We start from the raw sequence: 22459 nt of genomic DNA on the forward strand, positions 1-22459 counted from the left end.
CCGGCACGTTGACCTATGCGCTGGGCGTGGTAGTCGGGGCCTCCGGGCTGACCGACTCCGCTACCGGTGAGGCGGTGAATCTATCGCTCAACGGCGGCGTGGTGGAAGGTCGCACGGCCACGACCAATCACCTGGTGTTCACCGTCAGCGTTGCCACCAACGGTGACGTCACCCTCGACCAACTGCGCGCCGTGATCCATCCCGACACGACCAATCCGGATGACTCCACCAGCCTTGCCTCAGACAACCTGGTCACCCTGACCGCAACCAAGACCGACAGGGACGGCGACAGCGTCCAGGCCACCCTCAATATCGGGCAGAACCTGGTTATCAAGGACGACGGCCCGGCACTCGCCTTTGGCAACCTGATCGGGACCGGTAGTGTCCTTGCGCAATACGGCTTCTGGAGCATGGCCGCCGGCGCTGATGGACTGGGGACGGCGGGTCTGGACATCTCGTTGGTCAATGGCCAGTTCACCCTTGTCAGGCCAGACAACACTACCACGACCGGGACCGGCACGCTCACCGAACTGGTGCCCTCGCCGGACGTCAATGGTGCGTACCAGTTCGCCGGGACGTTGACCGGCGACTTCGACAACAACGCAGCAACGGCGAACACCACCGTCGACTACACGCTGACCGCCTATGCCAATGGCAGCTATGCACTGGATCTGGTGCAAGGTTTTGCTTCGACGATCGTGCTCAGCAGTGCCGACGGCTCGCTCGGTGCCGGCGGCCCGGACCCCGTGCGCACCTTGTTGATTCCGGCGCAGGATCCGCCGACTATTCCTTCGCCATCTGAGGAGATTGTGTTCTTCGGTGTTAACGCGACCACTAGCGCAAGCGATATATTTTCTGCCATCACCCCGGGAGCGTCCGACCTCACCGAAGCACAGATAGAGGCTGGCGGGTTTGCATTCATCGGCAGCGCGAACATGAACGTCAGCACGTCCGGCATTGGCATTACCAACAACAATCTGGATGGAAACGGGACGGCAGGCATCAATGCCGGTGACGAGAGCTTCGTCATCAATCCCGAGACCCTGTTGACGGGCATGAAGATTTTCATCGACAACTCGGTCCAGGGGTACAACCCGGCAACGGAGGAGCTGTACTACACGATCTTCTACGATGACGGCACGACGTCAGGTTCGCCGACGAAAGTTCTTGCCGCCGATCTGACCTCGGAGGATGGAGGACAGACGTCCTTCGTCATCGAAAGATCGGACTCGAAGCTCATTGACGCGGTCCAGCTCACCATGGGCCTGGGCGTGATCAAAATACCGGTGATCCAGTTCATCCAGGAGAGCGAGAGCCTGGCCAGCGATATCAAGCTGACGTTCAATGCGACACTGACAGACAAGGACGGGGACACGGCGACCAGTGCATTCGACGCCAACCTGTTCGCCAACGACTCGGCCGAGGCAGAATTCGACTTCACCCTGGTCGGCACGGGCGGTGAGCGGGATGCCTTCAACATCGATCTGTCAGTCGCCGAGAACCAGTACCAGGTCATCGGCTTCGATGCGGGCCTCAGCCTGCGCGACACGCTGGTGCTCAACGGCGACCAGAGCGCCGTAGTCCAATCGATCAACAACAGTGGGGCAGACAGCATCGTGACGGTTGCCGAGTCTGGCGGACAGACAACGACCATCACCTTGGTCGGAGTCGATCCTCTCAATAGCGACATTGTGTTTGGCGGCGCCTGAGGCAGCGCAAGCGTGAAAGGATGCGAGGGTGGCGTGACAACCACCCTCGCATTGCTTGTGAAACTACGACAACGTTCTCGCCATCAACCAGGGACCTCGGGGGTGACCTGGCCCCCCCGAAGATCGCTCAGAGCGTGTTGTTTTGACATGAAGCTCAATCCCGCTCCCCCCGAATAGACTCGGGCGGTTCTTCGTTGTTGATGAGCCCGTGTTTCAGTGCATACATCAGCAAATCGATGCGATTGATCAGATCAAGCTTTTGATAGATGTTGCTGAGGTGATTGTGCACGGTGTGCTCGCTGATCCCCAGGCGCCCGGCGATGCTCACGTATTTGGCGGACGGGTCCCCCACGATGGCGCGAATCAGTTCCCTCTCGCGCAACGTCAGCCGCGCCTGTTTCGCCCGTTCCAGATTGCATCTCAAGGGGGTATGCACGCTCGCGGCATAGCCGGAAAGCCCACCGACCCAGGCCCTGTCCAGCCCACTGTTGTGATGATGGGCCTTGATGATGGCCTGGATAATCGATTCCGTCGGGTCTTCCGCCAACACGATGCCGCGTGCGCCCGCTTCTATCGCCTGGACAAAGGGGACGGCTTCGTACAGGCCTTTGAGCACCAGCACTTTCGTTTCAGCGCTGCGAGCCAACCCCGCGACGACCTCCAGCGGGTTCAGCGCATCCGGAAAGAAACTGAAAAGAATGACATTGGGATGCAACTGATCGGCAAGATCCAGCGCATTGGTATAGGTGCTGGCCTCACCGCTCACCTCCATCCGCGGCTTCCTGGCATTGATCAAGTCATGAAGCCCCTTGAGAACCAGGGGACGACAATCGACCAACATCACACGTATCGGCTTTCTGTGGTTAGGCATGATGTTCCTGCCTCCCATGAAAAACGATCTATGACCTGCATCCGTTGACCGTTCTGAGTCAACGACCCTGGGAGCACTTTTACCTGTGGCATCGAAAAGGGTTGCAGACGTTTTCCATCGCTGGAAGACGCCACCGAGACAATACAAATACAAATAACTATCAATAGCTTACGCACGATTCTGTGCTCCCTAGAGCCCTCTACTGAGTCTAGGTCAGCACAACGCGCCGCCTGTACAGCCACCCACCAGCCATTGACTCGAACCTTAGGCGAGTAGCCGGGTTGATGTTTCTGGGAGTTGGCCCTAGTCCTCGGAAATCAAGGTCTTAGGCGGGCCACAGGCGACCTGCAAGCAGCGTTTGACAGCGAGCAGAATCGTCAATTAACAGACGAATGGTGTGTAGTTACATGCCCTAAAAATGCACCTGTCAATTTCTCGTCCAAACCGCTTGGCGATTCATCCGCTGGAATGGCCAGGCACGCTTTCTACTAATAATCGGATCCAACGCCCGCTGCTTGGGACGGGCTGCCGGGGCTCAACCAGTTGTTCACACTGCCTACACTTTCGGCTGGTGGTTTTCCCGCCCAACGGTTGAGGGTAAACACATTGCTGAGGAACTCGTATTGCGTCTTGAGCAGGTCACGCCTGGCGCGGAATTCGTTGCGTACACTGGCCAGAACATCGACGGCATTGACCATTCCATAGGTCAACGCTTTCTCTGCCGCCACCCTGGAAAGTTTTGCCGAGTCCAGGGCCAGACGATTTGCGTCGATTTTCTCGCCGTTCGAATTGGCAGTCAGGTAAGCGCTGGTGATCTCCTTGACCACCCGGCGCCGGATCGCTTCCAGCTCCTGCTCGGCGGCCAACTGATCCTGGTAAAGCCCACGGACTCGCGCCGAAGTCGAGCCGCCGCTGTACAGCGGCACCTGAACGCCGACGCCAGCAACATAGCTGTCAGTTCGCGGCGCCAGGGAGTTGTTGTAGCCCTCGTTGGTTTCTTGTGCACTCAGGTTCAGGCTCACGGTCGGATAGTGCCCACCCTTGCCACTGCGCAACGCTGCACCCGCTGCTTCGACCCCACTTTCGCTGGCCTTGAGGGCCGGGTTTAGCGCTATACCCTCGCGGACCCAGTTTTCCAGACTCTGCGTCGAAACCCGTAGTTGTGCGTCATCGCGAATGCGGTTGAGCTTCTCTTTGACCGGCCGGCCGACGATCTCCGCCAGCGCCTCACGACTGATTCTGGCCTGGTTGCGGGCATCCACTTCCTGCGCCGCAAGTAAATCCACCCGGGCCTTGAGGTCGAGCTGATCCGTCACCAAAGCCATCTGCTTTTCGTACAACGCATTGACTCGATCCAGGCTCTTTTGCGTGGTTCGGCGTTCCGCCCGCACCAACTCCAGCTCATCCTCGGCTGCTAACGCCGTGAAGTAACGCCGCGCCAATTCCACAGCGGCCTCGGCCTGGGCATCCAGCGCTTGCGACTCCGACTGCCTGGCCAGGCTTTTGAATTTTTGGTAGTTCTCCCACGCGGCTTTGTTATAGAGATACTGACGCAGTACCAGGCTATAGCTTTCGCTATCGTAACTCTGCTGTACCAGGTCGTTTTCCTGGTGAATACGGTTCGATCCGGCATTGAGTGACAATTGCGGCAACAGCGCTCCCATGGCCTCGCGCTGATGTTCCTTGCCCGCCTGCGCTTGCGCAAAAGAGGCCAATACCTGCGGGTCCTCCAGGCGCGCTTCGCGATACAACTGCATGAGATCGGTGGAGAACGTAGAGGCGCTGACCCCGGCTGGCGCTTGTGCAGCGGGTTGCCCCAGGGCAGCCGCCACGGCAAGCATGCACACTCCCCCCAGAAGAACCGACGACATGCCCACGGTCATTCCTCGATCATTGATTGAGACATGACATCGCGGGCCGGCTGCATCAAGTACTGCAACAGCGTGCGTTGCCCGGTGATGATCAACACGTCCGCCGGCATCCCCGGCAACAACTTGCGCTCACCCAAGGTGCGCGCGCCCTTTTCGGTTACCCGGACCCGCGCCAGGTAATAGGCTGCCCCGGTCTTTTCATTGGTAAGCCGGTCAGCCGACACGCTGCTGACCTCACCTTCGATCACCGGGGTTGTCGAACTCTTGAACGCACCGAAACGGATATCGGCGCGCTTGCCGATGGCAATGCGATCAATATCCACTGGCGCCACCTGGGCCTCGATGACCAGTTCGGAAACCGATGGAACGATGTCCAGCAACGGCGTCGCTGGCCGCACTACCCCACCAATGGTGTGCACTGTCATGCCAATCACCATGCCCGCATCGGGCGCACGGATGACGATATGGTTGAGCCGGTCTTCCAGGGCCGAGGTTTTCTCTTGCAGGTCATATATCCGGGTCTGGACCTCAGCCAGTTGCTTGGCAACGTCGGCATTAAAATCCTTGTCGACTTGCAGAATCTGCAACTGCGTTTCGTTGATTTGCAGGCGCGTCCGGTTAATAGCGGAACGGTGATCCGCCACCTCCGACCTGAGCATCCCCAGCTTGCGCTCCTGTTCGAGCAGACGTTGTTTGTCGACGAACCCCTGATGCAGCAGATCGCTCAACTCTTTGATTTCACCACTGTAGGATTTCTCCAGGCCAACCTTGGCAGCAATCATCGACTCCAATCCCTTGATCTGTTGATTCAACTGGCCAATGCGCTCGCGCAGCACCGCTATCTGGCCCAGCCGCGAACCCTGCCGGGCATTGAAAACCTGAGTCTCGCCCTGGCGCGCTTCCTCTCCTCGCAGGCTGGCGAGATCGGCGATCTGCCCAAAGCCAATCACCGGGAGCGTGTCGCGCTCGGCGATAAGCCTTGCCTCCATGGCACTGGCCGCAACCAACTGGCCTCTGGCCATCTCGTACTCGAAGCGTAGCTGGGCATCATCGAGAACGATCAACGGGTCATCACGCTTGACGATGTCCCCGTCATGGGCCAGCACGTCTTTGACAATCCCGCCTTCAAGATGCTGGACCGTTTTGCGATAGGCCTGCACGGTGACCACCCCCGGCGCGTAAGCGGCTCCGTCGAGGGGTGCAATTGCCGCCCAGGTGCCGAACAGGCCAAAAGTAATCCCCACAATGCCAAGGCCCAGGCGGCGGATTTTTCGATCTGCTATGGGCAGGTCGGCGAAGCTTTCAATTTGACGGTTGGGCATCGTAGAGGTCATTGCCATTGCCCTTGCTGGTCTCGACCGGGGCTACGCTGGCACCTGCTGGTGCTGGCATGGCGGGCTTTTGTACCGGCGGTTGCTGCGCGTTGAGTTCGGCCAGCACATGGTCGCGTGGCCCATAGAGACTGATAACCCCGGCTCTCATCACCATGAGCCGGTCAAGTTGCGAGACGATGTTGGTTCGGTGAGTAATTACAAAGAGGGTCGCGCCGGTCTGCTTGAGCTGCTGGATGGCTGCAGCCAGGGCGCGATCGCCGACGTCGTCAAGATTGGAGTTGGGCTCGTCGAGAATAATCAGCCGCGGGTTGCCATACAGGGCGCGAGCCAGCCCGATGCGCTGGCGCTGCCCTCCCGACAGCATGACGCCCTCGCTGCCAATGATGGTGTCGTAGCCATCAGGCAACAGCAAAATCATTTCGTGAACGCCAGCCGTCCTGGCAGCTTGAATGACTTTCGCCGAATCGACCTCGGCGAAACGGGCAATGTTCTCGGCGACGCTGCCTTCGAACAGTTCAATATCCTGAGGCAAATAACCAATATGCGGGCCAAGCTCCTGTTTGTCCCAGGCACTGATGTCCGCGCCATCCAGCCGGACCACGCCCTGCTGGGGCGCCCATACACCCATCAGTGCTCTGGCCAGTGTCGACTTGCCCGAGGCGCTTGGACCGATGATTCCCACCACGCAACCGGCAGGTACGCTGAAACTGATATTTTTGATGATCGGAGTTTTCGAGCCAGGTGCCGCAACAATCAGATTCTCGACCTGCACGTGCCCCTGGGGCGCAGGTAAAGACAGACGCTCGGGTTGCGCTTGTTGTTTGTCGAGGATGTCGTTCAGACGGCTGTACTGCGAGCGCGCGGCAATAAAGCCTTTCCAGCCACCGATGATCAGATCGATTGGGGCCAGTGCACGCCCCAGCAGCACAGCTCCCGCGAACACCATACCTGCGCCCACCTGATGATCCACCGCCAGGTAGGCCCCCAGTCCCAGCACCAGTGATTGCACCAGGAGCCGGAACGACCGGGAAAGCGTGCTGAAAAGCGCGGCTCGATCACTGGCCAGGGACTGCAGCAACAGCACGCTCCTCTGCCGACGCCCCCACCGATCCATCAGGGTTTCAAGCATGCCCATGGACTCGATGACCTCGGCGTTGCGCAGGTTCTTGGTGGTGTAGAGCGTCGCGCCGATATGCTCCTTGTTGGCTTGGGCCAGTACCGGTCCGGTCAGCCTCTCATTGATAAATGCGAGCAGTAGCAACAACACGGCGCTGCCCGTCGCGACCCAACCAAACCAGGGGTGAAACGCGAACATCACCGCGATATAGATCGGCAACCAGGGAGCGTCGAAAAAGGCGAACAGACCGTTGCCGGAAAGAAACTGCCTCAAGCCCGTCAAGTCGTTGAGCGACTGCGCCGAAGCATCCATACCGCCACTTTCCAGAGCCCGCTTGAAACTGGCCTTATAAACCTGACGACTCAACAACACATCCAGCCGGGTACTGACCCGAATCATGATGCGCGAACGAACCCACTCCAGAGAGGCGAGCGTGATCAGCAGCCCAGTCATGATCAGCGTAAGCATGGCCAGGGTCGTCAGGCTTCCGCTAGCCATCACTCGGCCATATACCTGAAGCATATAGAAGGTAGGGACGAGCATTAACGCGTTAATGAAAAAACTAAAAAAACCAACAGAAACAAAGCTGTCTCTACAGGTTTTCAACGCGTGTTTCAGACTGTTTTCAGGTGTGCTTCGCATGGAAACCCCTGCTCGAAACCCCCATCCTGCTTGGAGCTTAGATCATGCCAAGGACCGCGTGTAGCAATTGGCCTGATCGTCTCAGGCAAGTCGCCTGCAGCAGGAAAAACCTGGCCTCAATAAGCACCGAGGGGCGTTAGCAGAATTGAGTCAACAGAAAACTTCCCCCCTGAAATGACAAAGCCCCCGCAATGCGGGGGCTTTCAGAAGAAACTTTACGGGAAAGTCTCTACGGCTGGTCAGAACGGAATATCGTCATCAAAGCTGTCGAAGTCCGGAGCCGGCTGCGGTGCGGCCTGCTGTGGTGCTGGACGCTGCTGTTGCGGCGCGGACTGCTGCGGACGCGGAGCCTGCTGGCGTGGCGCCTGGTTGTAGTTGTTGCCGCCTTGCGGGGCGCCGTCCTGATTCTGTGGACGGCCGCCGAGCAGCTGCATGGTGCCCTGCATGTCGACGACGATTTCAGTGGTGTAACGCTTGATGCCGTCTTTTTCCCACTCGCGGGTCTGCAGCTTGCCTTCGATGTAGACTTGCGAACCTTTGCGCAGGTATTCACCGGCGATCTCGGCAACCTTGCCGAACATCGAAACGCGGTGCCATTCGGTGCGCTCGACCTTCTGGCCGGTCTGCTTGTCGGTCCACTGCTCGCTGGTCGCCAGGCTCAGGTTGGTCACGGCGTTACCGTTGGGCAGGTAGCGGACTTCGGGATCCTGGCCGCAGGTACCGACCAGAATGACTTTGTTAACCCCACGGGCCATAACGTTCTCCTAGGCTTCGCACGCGGAGGAAGCCGGGTTTACCAGGCGTTCCAGGGTCGTGCGATCCAAAATTTGTGTATCAAGTTTGATATAGATGGCGGCTTCATCGGCCACCACCACTGCGTCGGTCACACCCGGTACGGCCATCAGCCGCTCGGTCAGCCCCGCTTCCCGTACCGCCTCGGCCGATAACGGCATGCGCAGGCTGGTCACGTACGGCGGTTCACGCATGCTCAGCGCCACGCCCCACCACAGGGCACACAACGCTGCGCAGCCAAGGAACACCGTGCTCAGGCCACCGTGCTGGAACAACCAGCCACCGAGAATTCCTCCCAGCGCGGCGCCAAGGAACTGGCTGGTGGAATACACCCCCATGGCCGTGCCCTTGCCGCCGGCGGGCGACACCTTGCTTACCAGTGAAGGCAAGGATGCCTCCAGCAGGTTGAAGGCGGTGAAGAATATCACGGTGCCGATCACCAGTTCGTGCAAGTTGTCTGCTGACAGCCAGAAGAATAGCTCGGTGAGCATCAACACACTGACCGCGCCCAGCAGGACACGTTTCATCTTGCGCTTTTTTTCGCCGTAGATGATGAACGGGATCATTGCAAAGAATGAAATCAGCAAGGCAATCAGGTACACCCACCAGTGCTCTTCCTTCGGCAGACCGCCACGCTCGACGAAGGCCAGCGGCAACGCGATGAAACTGGCCATCAGAATGGCATGCAGCACAAAGATGCCGACGTCCAGGCGCAGCAGGTCCGGGTGGCGCAGGGTCGGCATCAGCGCCTGCTTGGCGACCCCGGATTCGCGATGCTGCAGGGCGCCGTGGGACGGCGGCACCACAAAGGCAATGATCGCAATACCGACCACGGCCATGGCCGCCGTGGCCAGGAACAGCCCGGACAGGCCGAAGGCACGGGTTACCAGCGGGCCGACGACCATGGCCACGGCGAACGACAAGCCGATGCTCATGCCGATCATGGCCATGGCCTTGGTGCGGTGCTGTTCGCGGGTCAGGTCCGAGAGCAAGGCCATGACCGCGGCAGAAATCGCCCCGGCGCCTTGCAGGATGCGTCCGGCGATCACCCCCCAGATCGAGTCGGCCTGGGCCGCCAGCACGCTGCCCAGGGCAAAGATCACCAGCCCCAGATAAATCACCGGGCGGCGGCCGATGCGATCGGAAATCACCCCGAACGGAATCTGCAGGAAGGCCTGGGTCAGACCGTAGGCACCAATGGCCAGGCCGATCAATGCCGGAGTGGCACCGGCCAGGTCCATGCCATAGGTCGCCAGTACCGGCAGGACCATGAACATGCCCAGCATACGGAAGGCGAACACCAGGGCCAGGCCGCCTGCGGCGCGGGTCTCGCTGCCACTCATGCGTTCGCTGTGGGGATCGTGCATGGATAAACCTCGTGTGAACCGGCGGCGATTCTACCAGTCCCATCGCTTAACGGCATATACGCGACGCTTTGCCGCGTAATGGCATGGAGCCGTATACTCAACCGTTTATGCCCGCCGAGCGAGGCCGCAGTGGACAAGATCCTGATTCGTGGGGCACGAACCCACAACCTGAAGAACATCGACCTGACCCTGCCCCGGGACAAGTTGATCGTCATTACCGGCCTGTCCGGTTCCGGCAAGTCGTCCCTGGCCTTCGATACCCTGTACGCCGAAGGCCAGCGCCGCTATGTCGAATCGCTGTCGGCCTATGCCCGGCAGTTCCTGTCGATGATGGAAAAACCCGACGTCGACACCATCGAAGGTTTGTCGCCGGCGATTTCCATCGAGCAAAAGTCGACCTCGCACAACCCGCGTTCGACCGTCGGCACCATCACTGAAATCTACGACTACCTGCGTTTGCTTTACGCCCGCGTCGGCACCCCGCGCTGCCCGGACCATGACATCCCGCTGGAAGCACAGACCGTCAGCCAGATGGTCGACCTGGTGCTGGCCCAGCCAGAAGGCAGCAAGCTGATGCTGCTGGCGCCGGTGATTCGCGAGCGCAAGGGTGAACACCTGGCGGTCTTCGAAGAACTGCGCGCCCAGGGCTTTGTCCGTGCGCGGGTCAACGGCAAGCTGTTCGAACTCGATGAACTGCCGAAGCTGGACAAGCAGAAAAAGCACACCATCGAAGTGGTGGTCGACCGTTTCAAGGTTCGCGAAGACCTGCAACAGCGCCTGGCCGAGTCATTCGAAACCGCGCTGAAGCTGGCTGACGGCATCGCCCTGGTCGCCTCGATGGATGACGAGCCGTTCGAGGAGATGATCTTCTCCGCCCGCTTCGCCTGCCCGATCTGCGGCCATGCGATCAGCGAGCTGGAACCCAAGCTGTTCTCCTTCAACAATCCGGCCGGCGCCTGCCCGACCTGCGACGGCCTTGGGGTCAAACAGTTCTTTGACACCAAGCGCCTGGTCAATGGCGAGTTGACCCTGGCCGAAGGCGCGATCCGCGGCTGGGACCGGCGCAACGTCTACTACTTCCAGATGCTCGGCTCGCTGGCCGCGCATTATGACTTCAGCCTCGAAATCCCCTTCGGCGAACTGCCGGCCGAGCAGCAGAAAGTCATCCTCCACGGCAGCGGCAAGCAGAACGTCGACTTCAAGTACCTCAACGACCGTGGCGATATCGTCAAGCGCTCGCACCCGTTCGAAGGCATCGTGCCGAACCTGGAGCGGCGCTACCGCGAGACCGAATCGGCGACCGTGCGTGAAGAACTGGCCAAGTTCCTCAGCACCCAGCCCTGCCCGGATTGCCGCGGTACCCGCCTGCGTCGCGAGGCGCGGCATGTATGGGTCGGCGAGAAAACCCTGCCGGCGGTCACCTGCCTGCCGATCGGCGAAGCCAGCGGCTACTTCGGTGGCCTGAAACTGACCGGTCGACGTGGCGAAATTGCCGACAAGATTCTCAAGGAAATCTGCGAACGCCTGCAGTTTCTGGTCAACGTCGGCCTCGACTACCTGACCCTCGACCGCAGCGCTGACACTCTTTCGGGCGGCGAAGCCCAGCGTATCCGCCTGGCCAGCCAGATCGGCGCCGGCCTGGTCGGGGTGATGTACATCCTCGACGAACCGTCCATCGGCCTGCACCAGCGCGACAACGACCGTTTGCTCGGCACCCTCAATCACCTGCGCGACATCGGCAACACGGTGATCGTGGTCGAGCACGACGAGGACGCCATTCGCCTGGCCGACTACGTGGTGGACATCGGGCCGGGCGCCGGCGTGCACGGCGGCCAGATCGTCGCCGAAGGGACGCCGGCCGAGGTCATGGCCCATCCGGATTCGCTGACCGGCAAGTACCTGTCGGGCCGGGTCAAGATTGCCGTACCAGCCAAGCGTACTCCGCGTAACAAGAAGCTTTCGCTCAAGCTCAAGGGCGCGCGCGGCAACAACCTGCAGAACGTCGACCTGGACATCCCGATCGGCCTGCTGACTTGTGTGACTGGCGTGTCCGGTTCGGGCAAGTCGACGCTGATCAACAACACGCTGTTCCCGCTCAGTGCCACCGCCCTCAATGGCGCCAGCACCCTGGAAGCGGCGCCGCACGACAGCTGCGATGGCCTGCAGCACCTGGACAAGGTGGTCGACATTGACCAGAGCCCGATCGGCCGCACCCCGCGCTCGAACCCGGCGACCTACACCGGCCTGTTCACGCCGATCCGCGAACTGTTCTCCGGCGTCCCGGAGTCGCGCTCGCGCGGTTACGGCCCGGGGCGCTTCTCGTTCAACGTCAAGGGTGGGCGCTGCGAGGCCTGCCAGGGCGACGGCCTGATCAAGGTTGAGATGCACTTCCTGCCGGACATCTACGTGCCGTGCGATGTGTGCAAGAGCAAGCGCTACAACCGCGAAACCCTGGAGATCAAGTACAAGGGCAAGAACATCCACGAGGTCCTCGAAATGACCATCGAGGAAGCCCGCGAGTTCTTCGACGCGGTGCCGGCGCTGGCGCGCAAGCTGCAGACGCTGATGGATGTAGGTCTGTCCTACATCAAGCTCGGGCAGTCGGCGACCACGCTGTCAGGTGGCGAGGCGCAGCGGGTCAAGCTGTCACGCGAGCTGTCCAAGCGCGATACCGGCAAGACCCTGTACATCCTCGACGAGCCGACCACCGGCCTGCACTTTGCCGATATCCAGCAGTTGCTCGATGTACTGCACCGCCTGCGCGATCACGGCAACACTGTGGTAGTGATCGAGCACAACCTGGACGTGATCAAGACCGCCGACTGGATCGTCGACCTAGGCCCCGAGGGCGGCTCCAAGGGTGGGCAGATCATCGGCTTTGGTACGCCGGAAGACGTGGCCGAGATGAAGCAGTCGTACACCGGCTACTACCTCAAGCCGCTGCTTGAGCGGGATCGCGCCTGATGTAGGAGCGGCGGTGCGACTTGCCCCTCGATTGCGGTTTGTCTATCGCATCGCGGGGCAAGCCCGCTCCCACCAAGAGATCCCCAGATAACAAAAAGCCCCGCACTGGCGGGGCTTTTTTTGATCGGGAAAATTACATCTGCGATTGCAGGTAGTTTTCCAGGCCGATCGACTTGATCAGGCCCTGCTGCTTTTCCAGCCAGTAGGTGTGATCTTCTTCGGTATCGGCCAGCTGCAGGCGCAGGATGTCGCGGCTGATGTAGTCTTTGTGCAGCTCGCACAACTCGATGCCTTTGCACAGCGCAGCGCGCACCTTGTACTCAAGACGCAGGTCGGCGGCGATCATGTCCGGCACGGTGGTGCCAACGTCCAGGTCGTCAGGACGCATGCGCGGGGTGCCTTCCAGCATGAGGATACGACGCATCAGGGCATCGGCGTGTTGCGCCTCTTCTTCCATTTCGTGGTTGATACGCTCGTAGAGCTTGCTCAAGCCCCAGTCTTCGTACATCCGCGAGTGAATGAAATATTGGTCACGTGCCGCCAGTTCGCCCGTCAGCAACGTGTTGAGATAATCGATTACGTCCGGGTGACCTTGCATCGCCCTGCCTCTCCCTGTGTGAAAGACATAGTTTGAACCAGGATGACCGGAAGGTCACTGAGAATCGGGCATAAAAGTGCAAAAAAGCGGGCAAACGGTAGTGATATTCATTGAAAAACCGCCCAAATGAGGGCGGTTCTTCTTATCACTTCGACTTAGGCGAGATTCAGACCCAAAGCCTTGGCAATTCCTTCGCCATAGGCCGGATCGGCCTTGAAGAAGTGTTGCAGCTGGCGCTGAACCACGTCTTCAGACACCCCGGCCATGGCGCCGGCGATGTTGCTGATCAGCAGGGCCTTCTGCTCCGGATTCATCAGGCGGAACAGCGCCCCGGCGTGACTGTAGTAGTCGGTGTCTTCGCGGTGATCATAACGATCGGCGACACCGTTCAGGGCCAGTGAAGGCTCCGCGTACTGAGGAGCCTGCTTCGGCGCATTGGCGTAGCTGTTCGGCTCGTAGTTCGGTGCCGCACCGCCGTTGCTGCCAAAAGCCATCGAGCCATCACGCTGGTAGCTGTTCACCGGGCTACGTGGGGCGTTGACCGGCAGTTGCTGGTGGTTGGTCCCGACACGGTAGCGATGTGCGTCTGCGTAGGCGAATACGCGGCCCTGAAGCATGCGGTCCGGCGACAGGCCGACACCCGGAACCATGTTGCTCGGGCCGAACGCCGCTTGTTCGACTTCGGCAAAGTAGTTCAGCGGGTTGCGGTTGAGCTCCAGCTCGCCGATCTCGATCAACGGGTAGTCCTTCTGCGACCAGGTCTTGGTCACGTCGAACGGGTTTTCATCGCGGCTGGCCGCCTCTTCCTCGCTCATCACCTGAATGCACACGGCCCATTTCGGGAAGTCGCCACGCTCGATCGCTTCGAACAGGTCGCGTTGGGCGTAGTCCGGGTCGGTGCCAGCCAGGCGCGCGGCATCGGCGGGGGCCAGGTTCTTGATGCCCTGCCTGGTTTTGAAGTGCCATTTGACCCAGGTACGCTGGCCTTGAGCATTGATCAGGCTATAGGTGTGACTGCCGAAGCCGTGCATGTGACGGTAGCCGTCCGGGATCCCACGGTCTGAGAACAGGATGGTGACCTGGTGCAGCGCCTCGGGCGAATGCGACCAGAAGTCCCACATCATCTGCGCGCTTTTCAGGTTGCTTTGCGGCAGGCGCTTCTGGGTGTGGATAAAGTCGGGGAATTTCAGTGGGTCACGGATGAAGAACACTGGAGTGTTGTTGCCAACGATGTCCCAGTTGCCTTCTTCGGTGTAGAACTTCAGGGCGAAACCACGTGGGTCACGCTCGGTATCGGCCGAACCACGCTCGCCACCGACCGTGGAGAAGCGCAGGAAGGTTTCGGTCTGCTTGCCAACGCTGTTGAACAGCCTGGCGCAGCTGTACTGGGTGATATCGCGGGTGACGGTGAAGGTGCCATAGGCACCCGAGCCTTTGGCGTGTACGCGGCGCTCAGGGATGTTCTCGCGGTTGAAGTGCGCGAGTTTCTCGATCAGGTGGAAGTCATCCAGCAACAACGGGCCACGCGGGCCTGCCGAACGCGAATTCTGGTTGTCGGCCACCGGCGCGCCGCTGGCGGTGGTCAGTATTTTGTTCTGGCTCATGCTCTCTCTCCCTATCGGTCTTGAACGGCCGGCTAATCGGCTCGGGATGAGTATCGACCACAACTATGACAACAACAAATTCATTAACTGATTCATATCAATAGATTATTACAATACATGCAGACACAAAAAACCGGGCACTAGGCCCGGCTTCTTGTTACAGACTGTTCGCCTTACTCAGCAGCTTCAACCGAGCCACCGACAGGACGATCAACCAGCTCGACGTACGCCATAGGTGCGTTATCGCCAGCGCGGAAGCCGCACTTGAGGATACGCAGGTAGCCGCCCTGACGGGTGGCATAGCGCTTGCCCAGATCGTTGAACAGCTTACCGACGATTTCTTTCGAACGAGTACGGTCGAAAGCCAGACGACGGTTAGCAACGCTGTCTTCCTTGGCCAGGGTGATCAGCGGCTCGGCAACGCGGCGCAGTTCCTTGGCTTTTGGCAGAGTAGTTTTGATCAGCTCGTGCTCGAACAGCGACACCGCCATGTTTTGGAACATGGCCTTACGGTGAGAGCTGGTACGGCTCAGGTGACGTCCACTTTTACGATGACGCATGGGTTCATTCCTTACCAAACACTACGTTCGGTGATTACGACGATCAGGCAGTCGCCTTGTCGTCCTTCTTAAGACTTGCAGGCGGCCAGTTGTCGAGGCGCATGCCGAGGGACAGACCGCGGGAGGCCAGAACGTCCTTGATTTCAGTCAAGGATTTCTTGCCCAGGTTCGGAGTCTTCAACAGCTCTACTTCGGTACGCTGAATCAGGTCGCCGATGTAGTAGATGTTTTCCGCCTTAAGGCAGTTAGCCGAACGTACAGTCAGTTCCAGATCGTCAACCGGGCGAAGCAGGATCGGATCGATCTCGTCTTCCTGCTCGACAACCACTGGTTCACTGTCACCTTTGAGGTCGACGAACGCAGCCAGCTGCTGTTGCAGGATGGTTGCAGCGCGACGGATAGCCTCTTCAGGATCCAGAGTACCGTTGGTTTCCAGATCAATTACCAGCTTGTCCAGGTTGGTACGCTGCTCGACACGGGCGTTTTCCACCACGTATGCGATACGGCGAACCGGGCTGAACGAAGAGTCGAGCTGCAAGCGACCAATGCTGCGGCTTTCGTCTTCATCGCTCTGACGCGAATCGGCCGGTTCATAACCACGACCACGAGCTACGGTGAGCTTCATGTTCAAGGCGCCGTTGGACGCCAGGTTAGCGATTACGTGATCGGGGTTAACGATCTCGACATCATGATCCAGCTGAATATCGGCAGCGGTAACCACCCCCGAACCCTTCTTCGACAAGGTCAGCGTAACTTCGTCACGACCGTGCAGTTTGATAGCCAGGCCTTTCAGGTTCAACAGGATTTCAATGACATCTTCCTGTACACCTTCGATTGCCGAGTACTCATGGAGTACACCGTCAATCTCGGCCTCGACTACTGCACAGCCAGGCATGGAGGACAACAGGATGCGGCGCAGCGCGTTGCCCAGGGTATGGCCAAAGCCACGCTCGAGAGGCTCGAGCGTGATTTTAGCGCGGGTTGGACTGACGACCTGCACATCGATGTGGCGGGGCGTCAGGAACTCATTTACCGAAATCTGCATGGATGCACCTATTTTCTAGCCCTTACTTGGAGTAGAGCTCGACAATCAGGCTTTCGTTGATGTCGGCGGACAGGTCACTGCGAGCAGGAACGTTCTTGAAAACGCCCGACTTCTTGGCAGCATCCACATCTACCCACTCAACGCGGCCACGCTGGGCGCACAGTTCAAGGGCTTGAACAATGCGCAGCTGGTTCAGCGACTTCTCGCGAACCGCGACCACGTCACCCGGACGAACTTGGTAGGACGGAACGTTTACAGTCTTGCCGTTTACGCTGATCGCTTTGTGCGAAACCAGCTGACGGGATTCGGCACGAGTAGCGCCAAAGCCCATACGATAAACGACGTTATCCAGACGGCACTCGAGCAGTTGCAGCAGGTTCTCACCAGTAGCGCCCTTCTTGGAGGCCGCTTGCTTGTAGTAACCGCTGAATTGACGCTCGAGGACGCCGTAGATACGACGAACTTTTTGTTTCTCACGCAGCTGGGTGCCGTAGTCGGACTGACGACCGCGGCGCTGACCGTGGATACCTGGGGCTGCTTCGATGTTGCACTTCGATTCCAGAGCGCGAACGCCGCTCTTCAGGAACAGATCGGTGCCTTCACGACGAGACAGTTTGCATTTTGGACCAATGTAACGTGCCATTTATCTGTCTCCTGATTACACGCGGCGCTTCTTCGGCGGACGGCACCCGTTATGCGGGATTGGCGTCACGTCGGTGATGCTGGCGATCTTATAGCCACAGCCGTTCAGAGCACGAACAGCGGACTCACGACCTGGACCTGGACCCTTGACGTTGACGTCGAGGTTCTTCAGACCATATTCCAGCGCAGCTTGACCAGCACGTTCAGCAGCTACCTGAGCAGCGAACGGGGTGGACTTGCGGGAACCGCGGAAACCCGAACCGCCGGAGGTAGCCCAGGACAGAGCGTTACCTTGACGATCGGTGATGGTCACGATGGTGTTGTTAAAAGACGCATGGATGTGGGCGATGCCATCAACCACTGTCTTTTTGACTTTTTTACGAGGACGAGCAGCAGGTTTTGCCATTTCTAAATTCCTGTCGATTCGCTGGTGCGATTACTTGCGGATCGGCTTACGCGGGCCCTTACGGGTACGCGCGTTGGTCTTGGTACGCTGACCGCGTACTGGCAGACCCCGACGATGACGCAGGCCGCGGTAGCAACCCAGGTCCATCAACCGCTTGATTTTCATGTTGATGTCACGGCGCAGATCACCTTCGGTGATGTACTTCGCAACTTCAGTACGCAGCGATTCAACCTGCTCGTCGCTCAGATCCTTGATCTTTGCGGCTGGGTTGACCCCAGTGTCTGCACAGATTTTCTGTGCAGTAGTGCGACCAACACCATAGATGTAGGTCAGCGAGATAACAGTGTGCTTGTTATCTGGAATGTTGACGCCTGCAATACGGGCCATTCAGTGGGACTCCAATTGACAGCTACCTACGCCCCGGAAGCCAAGAAATAGGGCGCGAGATAATATCGCTGTAGAAACAAATAATCAACCCAGCAGCGCACTAGCTGCTGGGTTTGAAGCGCAGATCACAATCAGCCTTGGCGCTGCTTGTGACGTGGTTCCGCACTGCAAATTACTCGAACGACACCTTCGCGGCGAATAATTTTGCAGTTACGGCACAGCTTTTTCACCGATGCACGAACTTTCATCACCAACTCCTCGAACCTTAAGGGTCAATCAGCGCAGCAGACCGCTGCCACCGTAGCCTTTCAGGTTGGCTTTCTTCATCAGGGATTCGTACTGGTGCGAAACGAGGTGCGATTGTACTTGGGACATGAAGTCCATCACAACCACTACCACAATCAGCAACGAGGTCCCGCCAAGGTAGAACGGAACGTTTGCCGCGACCACCAGGAACTGGGGAAGCAGACACACGGCCGTCATATAAAGAGCACCGAACATGGTCAAGCGGGTCAGAACGCCATCAATGTAGCGCGCCGACTGCTCGCCCGGACGGATACCCGGAATAAAGGCACCGGACTTCTTCAGGTTTTCCGCTACGTCTTTCGGATTGAACATCAACGCCGTATAGAAGAAGCAGAAGAAAATAATCCCTGCACTAAACAGCAGAATATTCAACGGCTGACCAGGAGCGATCGACTGCGAGATGTCCTGCAACCAGCCCATACCTTCGGACTGACCGAACCAGGCACCCAGCGAAGCCGGGAACAGCAAGATGCTGCTCGCGAAAATGGCAGGAATTACGCCCGCCATGTTCACTTTCAACGGCAAGTGGCTGGTCTGCGCAGCGAAGACCTTGCGGCCCTGCTGACGCTTGGCGTAGTGAACGGCGATACGACGCTGACCACGCTCAATGAACACCACGAAACCGATAATCGCTACTGCCAGCAAACCGATAGCGACCAGGGCGAAAATATTGATATCGCCTGTGCGTGCAGACTCGAAAGACTGCCCGATTGCTCTCGGAAGACCGGCGACGATACCTGCGAAGATCAACATCGAGATACCGTTGCCTACACCGCGCTCGGTGATCTGCTCGCCCAGCCACATCATGAACATCGCGCCGGCCACGAAAGTGGACACCGCAACGAAATGGAAGCCAAAGTCAGCAGAAAACGCCACGCCCTGACCGGCCAGACCAATGGACATGCCAATGGCCTGGACCAGCGCCAGGATAACGGTGCCGTAGCGGGTGTACTGGCTGATCTTGCGACGGCCAGCTTCACCTTCCTTCTTCAACTGCTCCAGCTGCGGGCTAACGGCGGTCATCAGCTGCATGATGATCGATGCCGAAATGTACGGCATGATCCCCAGTGCAAAGATGCTCATCCGTTCCAGCGCGCCGCCGGAAAACATGTTGAACAAGCTAAGAATGGTCCCCTCATTCTGTCGAAACAGTTCCGCCAGCCGGTCCGGGTTGATACCTGGAACTGGGATGTGTGCGCCTATCCGGTAGACGATGATCGCCAGGAACAGAAAACGCAGACGAGCCCAGAGTTCAGACATCCCGCCTTTGCCGAGCGAAGAGAGAGCACCTTGCTTAGCCATTTATTCCTCGAACTTGCCGCCAGCTGCTTCGATAGCCGCACGCGCACCTTTGGTGGCTGCGATACCCTTGATGGTGACCGCGCGAGTAACTTCGCCGGACAGCATGATTTTCACACGCTGTACGCTTTGGTTAATCACGTTGGCATCCTTCAAGGATTGCACGGTGACAACGTCGCCTTCCACTTTGGCCAGCTCGGACAGACGCACTTCTGCGCGGTCCATGGCTTTCAGGGAAACGAAGCCGAATTTCGGCAGACGACGGTGCAGCGGCTGTTGACCGCCTTCAAAGCCTGGAGCAATGGTGCCACCGGAACGGGAGGTTTGACCTTTGTGGCCGCGGCCACCAGTCTTACCCAAACCGCTACCGATACCACGGCCCGGACGATGCTTCTCGCGACGGGAACCCGGCGCTGGACTCAGATCATTGAGTTTCATCGATTAACCCTCGACGCGCAGCATGTAGTAAGCCTTGTTGATCATCCCGCGATTCTCGGGAGTATCCAGGACTTCTACAGTGTGACCGATGCGGCGCAGACCCAGACCCTTAACACACAGTTTGTGGTTAGGGAGACGGCCGGCGGTGCTTTTGATCAGCGTTACTTTAACGGTAGCCATGATCAGCGGATCTCCTCAACGCTCTTGCCGCGCTTGGCAGCAATGGACTCAGGAGATTGCATAGCCTTCAGACCCTTGAAAGTGGCATGAACCACGTTCACTGGGTTGGTCGAGCCATAGCACTTGGCCAGGACGTTCTGAACGCCAGCAACTTCCAGGACGGCACGCATTGCGCCACCGGCGATGATACCGGTACCTTCCGAGGCAGGCTGCATGTACACCTTCGACGCGCCATGGGCGGACTTGGTGGCGTACTGCAGAGTAGTGCCGTTCAGGTCTACCTGAATCATGTTGCGACGAGCAGCTTCCATGGCTTTCTGGATCGCAGCAGGTACTTCGCGCGACTTGCCACGGCCGAAGCCAACACGACCTTTACCATCACCAACCACGGTCAACGCGGTGAAAGTGAAGATACGGCCGCCTTTGACGGTTTTAGCAACGCGGTTAACTTGAACCAGCTTCTCGATGTAGCCTTCGTCGCGCTTTTGATCGTTATTTGCCATAACTTAGAACTCCAGCCCGCCTTCACGAGCAGCATCAGCCAGCGCTTTGACGCGGCCATGGTACTTGAAGCCGGAACGGTCAAAGGCAACTTGAGATACACCGGCGGCTTTCGCGCGCTCAGCTACCAGCTTGCCAACCTTAGTGGCCGCGTCGATGTTGCCGGTGGCACCATCACGCAGTTCTTTGTCCAAGGTCGAGGCACTGGCCAAAACCTTGCTGCCGTCGGCCGAAATGACCTGGGCGTAGATGTGCTGCGAGGAGCGGAACACGCAGAGACGCACGACTTCGAGTTCGTGCATTTTCAGGCGTGCTTTGCGAGCGCGACGCAGTCGAGTAACTTTTTTGTCGGTCATTTGCTAGGCCCTACTTCTTCTTGGCTTCTTTACGACGGACGACTTCGTCCGCGTAACGCACACCCTTGCCTTTGTACGGCTCTGGTGGACGGAAGTCGCGGATTTCAGCGGCCACCTGACCTACCAGCTGCTTGTCGATACCCTTGATCAGGATATCGGTCTGGCTTGGGGTCTCTGCGGTGATACCGGCCGGCAGTTCGTAATCCACTGGATGCGAGAAGCCGAGTGCCAGGTTCAGCACGGTGCCTTTGGCTTGTGCTTTGTAACCAACACCGACCAGCTGGAGCTTGCGCTCGAAGCCTTGGCTTACGCCCTGGACCATGTTGTTCACCAGGGCGCGGGTAGTACCGGCCATAGCGCGAGTTTGTTGATCGCCATTGCGAGCAGCGAAACGCAGCTCACCAGCTTCTTCAACAATTTCAACCGACGAGTGAACGTTCAGTTCGAGAGTGCCCTTGGCACCCTTCACCGAAAGCTGTTGGCCGACGAATTTGACTTCGACACCGGCTGGCAGCTTAACGGGGTTCTTAGCGACGCGAGACATGCTTATCCCCCCTTAGAACACTGTGCAGAGAACTTCGCCGCCGACACCGGCAGCGCGCGCAGCACGATCAGTCATCACACCTTTGTTGGTGGAGACGATAGACACGCCCAGACCGCCACGTACTTTCGGCAGTTCTTCGACGGACTTGTACTGACGCAGGCCTGGACGACTTACGCGCTTGACTTCCTCGATGACCGGACGGCCTTCGAAGTATTTCAGCTCGATGGAAAGCGATGGTTTTACTTCGCTGCTGACTTGGTAGCCAGCGATGTAACCTTCGTCTTTCAGAACTTTGGCTACCGCAACCTTCAGAGTCGACGAAGGCATGCTTACGACGGACTTTTCAGCCATCTGGGCATTACGGATGCGAGTTAGCATGTCCGCTAACGGGTCCTGCATACTCATGGGCTAGACGCTCCTGATACAAGAAAAATTAGCCTCTCGGCTACTACAGTCCCCTGAAATCGCCGGGCGTAAAAACCCGGGCTCAGGAGAGCCGGTCATTCTAGACAGTTCCCAGAAACGAAACAAGCCCCAGAAGGGGCTTGTTTCGTTGCAAGGTCACCGGTGGTCGGAAGATTGCTCCCCCGCCACCTGGACGCTGCCGGTACGTCTTACCAGCTGGCTTTAACCAGACCTGGAACGTCACCGCGCATTGCTGCTTCACGCAGCTTGTTACGGCCGAGGCCGAACTTGCGGTAAACGCCGTGTGGACGACCGGTGATGCGGCAACGGTTACGCAGGCGCGCAGCGCTAGCGTCACGTGGTTGCTTCTGCAGAGCTACGACGGCGGCAAAACGCTCTTCTGGAGTTGCTTCCAGGTTCACGATGGTCGCTTTCAGCTCGGCACGCTTCTTGGCGTACTTGGCAACGGTGAGCTGACGCTTCAGCTCACGGTTCTTCATGCTCTTCTTGGCCATTTTCCT

24 protein-coding genes are annotated in these 22459 nt (G+C 58.7%); 2 read left to right on the forward strand and 22 right to left on the reverse strand.

The genetic code is table 11. The features are described from left to right. Window positions 1-1709, forward strand: a 1709-nt coding sequence (locus ABM562_RS22185; protein ID WP_460423350.1) for a DUF5801 repeats-in-toxin domain-containing protein, incomplete at its 5' end; no start/stop codon positions are given. Between the two features lie 154 nt (window positions 1710-1863). Here the strand turns inward: ABM562_RS22185 and ABM562_RS22190 are convergent. From ABM562_RS22190 to ABM562_RS22215, 6 genes are all read right to left on the reverse strand, one after another. Then, a complete protein-coding gene (locus tag ABM562_RS22190; protein WP_233674758.1) occupies window positions 1864-2580 on the reverse strand; it encodes a LuxR C-terminal-related transcriptional regulator in 717 nt (238 codons plus the stop codon). 488 nt (window positions 2581-3068) lie between these two features. Continuing rightward, a complete protein-coding gene (locus ABM562_RS22195) occupies window positions 3069-4463 on the reverse strand; it encodes a TolC family outer membrane protein (protein ID WP_460423352.1) in 1395 nt (464 codons plus the stop codon). Beyond that, window positions 4460-5773: an HlyD family type I secretion periplasmic adaptor subunit gene (locus ABM562_RS22200; protein WP_115085075.1), complete on the reverse strand. Its 1314-nt coding sequence runs from the start codon at window positions 5771-5773 to the stop codon at window positions 4460-4462. Before ABM562_RS22200 ends, ABM562_RS22195 begins: the two co-directional genes overlap by 4 nt. After that, a complete protein-coding gene (locus ABM562_RS22205) occupies window positions 5754-7544 on the reverse strand; it encodes a type I secretion system permease/ATPase (RefSeq protein ID WP_115085074.1) in 1791 nt (596 codons plus the stop codon). Before ABM562_RS22205 ends, ABM562_RS22200 begins: the two co-directional genes overlap by 20 nt. A gap of 239 nt (window positions 7545-7783) precedes the next feature. Beyond that, on the reverse strand, window positions 7784-8299 hold the full coding sequence (locus ABM562_RS22210; RefSeq protein ID WP_115085073.1) for a single-stranded DNA-binding protein: 516 nt from the start codon (window positions 8297-8299) through the stop codon (window positions 7784-7786). A 9-nt stretch (window positions 8300-8308) separates the two neighbouring features. Then, complete coding sequence (locus ABM562_RS22215; RefSeq protein ID WP_115085072.1) at window positions 8309-9703, reverse strand: MFS transporter; 1395 nt, start codon at window positions 9701-9703, stop codon at window positions 8309-8311. Between the two features lie 129 nt (window positions 9704-9832). Here ABM562_RS22215 and uvrA point away from each other — a divergent pair, with 129 nt between their 5' ends. Further along, complete coding sequence (gene uvrA / locus ABM562_RS22220) at window positions 9833-12667, forward strand: excinuclease ABC subunit UvrA (protein WP_115085071.1); 2835 nt, start codon at window positions 9833-9835, stop codon at window positions 12665-12667. A gap of 133 nt (window positions 12668-12800) precedes the next feature. Here the strand turns inward: uvrA and bfr are convergent, their stop codons facing one another. The 16 genes from bfr to rpsN form a co-directional block, all read right to left on the reverse strand. Beyond that, on the reverse strand, window positions 12801-13265 hold the full coding sequence (gene bfr, locus ABM562_RS22225) for a bacterioferritin (RefSeq protein WP_045200027.1): 465 nt from the start codon (window positions 13263-13265) through the stop codon (window positions 12801-12803). 155 nt (window positions 13266-13420) lie between these two features. Then, entirely contained in the window at window positions 13421-14869 is a 1449-nt protein-coding gene (locus ABM562_RS22230; protein ID WP_346617864.1) for a catalase, read from the reverse strand. A gap of 173 nt (window positions 14870-15042) precedes the next feature. Next, on the reverse strand, window positions 15043-15429 hold the full coding sequence (gene rplQ, locus ABM562_RS22235) for a 50S ribosomal protein L17 (RefSeq protein ID WP_002555463.1): 387 nt from the start codon (window positions 15427-15429) through the stop codon (window positions 15043-15045). A gap of 43 nt (window positions 15430-15472) precedes the next feature. Continuing rightward, window positions 15473-16474 (reverse strand): DNA-directed RNA polymerase subunit alpha, encoded by a 1002-nt coding sequence (locus ABM562_RS22240; protein ID WP_003186012.1) that lies wholly within the window; start codon window positions 16472-16474, stop codon window positions 15473-15475. Between the two features lie 22 nt (window positions 16475-16496). Further along, a complete protein-coding gene (gene rpsD / locus ABM562_RS22245; protein ID WP_010220321.1) occupies window positions 16497-17117 on the reverse strand; it encodes a 30S ribosomal protein S4 in 621 nt (206 codons plus the stop codon). A 15-nt stretch (window positions 17118-17132) separates the two neighbouring features. After that, window positions 17133-17522, reverse strand: a complete 390-nt coding sequence (rpsK, locus tag ABM562_RS22250; RefSeq protein ID WP_002555466.1) for a 30S ribosomal protein S11 — start codon at window positions 17520-17522, stop codon at window positions 17133-17135. 30 nt (window positions 17523-17552) lie between these two features. After that, entirely contained in the window at window positions 17553-17909 is a 357-nt protein-coding gene (gene rpsM, locus ABM562_RS22255; protein WP_038998488.1) for a 30S ribosomal protein S13, read from the reverse strand. Window positions 17910-18040: 131 nt separating this feature from the next. Continuing rightward, a complete protein-coding gene (rpmJ, locus tag ABM562_RS22260) occupies window positions 18041-18157 on the reverse strand; it encodes a 50S ribosomal protein L36 (RefSeq protein ID WP_002555468.1) in 117 nt (38 codons plus the stop codon). Window positions 18158-18185: 28 nt separating this feature from the next. Next, window positions 18186-19517, reverse strand: a complete 1332-nt coding sequence (secY, locus tag ABM562_RS22265) for a preprotein translocase subunit SecY (RefSeq protein WP_010220319.1) — start codon at window positions 19515-19517, stop codon at window positions 18186-18188. Beyond that, window positions 19518-19952, reverse strand: coding sequence for a 50S ribosomal protein L15 (gene rplO / locus ABM562_RS22270; protein ID WP_115085069.1), 435 nt, complete (start codon window positions 19950-19952; stop codon window positions 19518-19520). 3 nt (window positions 19953-19955) lie between these two features. After that, complete coding sequence (gene rpmD, locus ABM562_RS22275) at window positions 19956-20132, reverse strand: 50S ribosomal protein L30 (protein ID WP_010220317.1); 177 nt, start codon at window positions 20130-20132, stop codon at window positions 19956-19958. Window positions 20133-20134: 2 nt separating this feature from the next. After that, window positions 20135-20635 (reverse strand): 30S ribosomal protein S5, encoded by a 501-nt coding sequence (rpsE, locus tag ABM562_RS22280; RefSeq protein ID WP_010220316.1) that lies wholly within the window; start codon window positions 20633-20635, stop codon window positions 20135-20137. Between the two features lie 3 nt (window positions 20636-20638). Continuing rightward, on the reverse strand, window positions 20639-20989 hold the full coding sequence (gene rplR, locus ABM562_RS22285; protein WP_009397496.1) for a 50S ribosomal protein L18: 351 nt from the start codon (window positions 20987-20989) through the stop codon (window positions 20639-20641). A gap of 10 nt (window positions 20990-20999) precedes the next feature. Further along, window positions 21000-21533 (reverse strand): 50S ribosomal protein L6, encoded by a 534-nt coding sequence (rplF, locus tag ABM562_RS22290; RefSeq protein WP_010220314.1) that lies wholly within the window; start codon window positions 21531-21533, stop codon window positions 21000-21002. A gap of 12 nt (window positions 21534-21545) precedes the next feature. Beyond that, window positions 21546-21938 (reverse strand): 30S ribosomal protein S8, encoded by a 393-nt coding sequence (gene rpsH, locus ABM562_RS22295; protein ID WP_010220313.1) that lies wholly within the window; start codon window positions 21936-21938, stop codon window positions 21546-21548. Window positions 21939-22147: 209 nt separating this feature from the next. Continuing rightward, complete coding sequence (gene rpsN / locus ABM562_RS22300; protein ID WP_038998487.1) at window positions 22148-22453, reverse strand: 30S ribosomal protein S14; 306 nt, start codon at window positions 22451-22453, stop codon at window positions 22148-22150. Window positions 22454-22459: the final 6 nt, after the last annotated feature.

This window comes from Pseudomonas sp. ZL2, assembly GCF_054788455.1.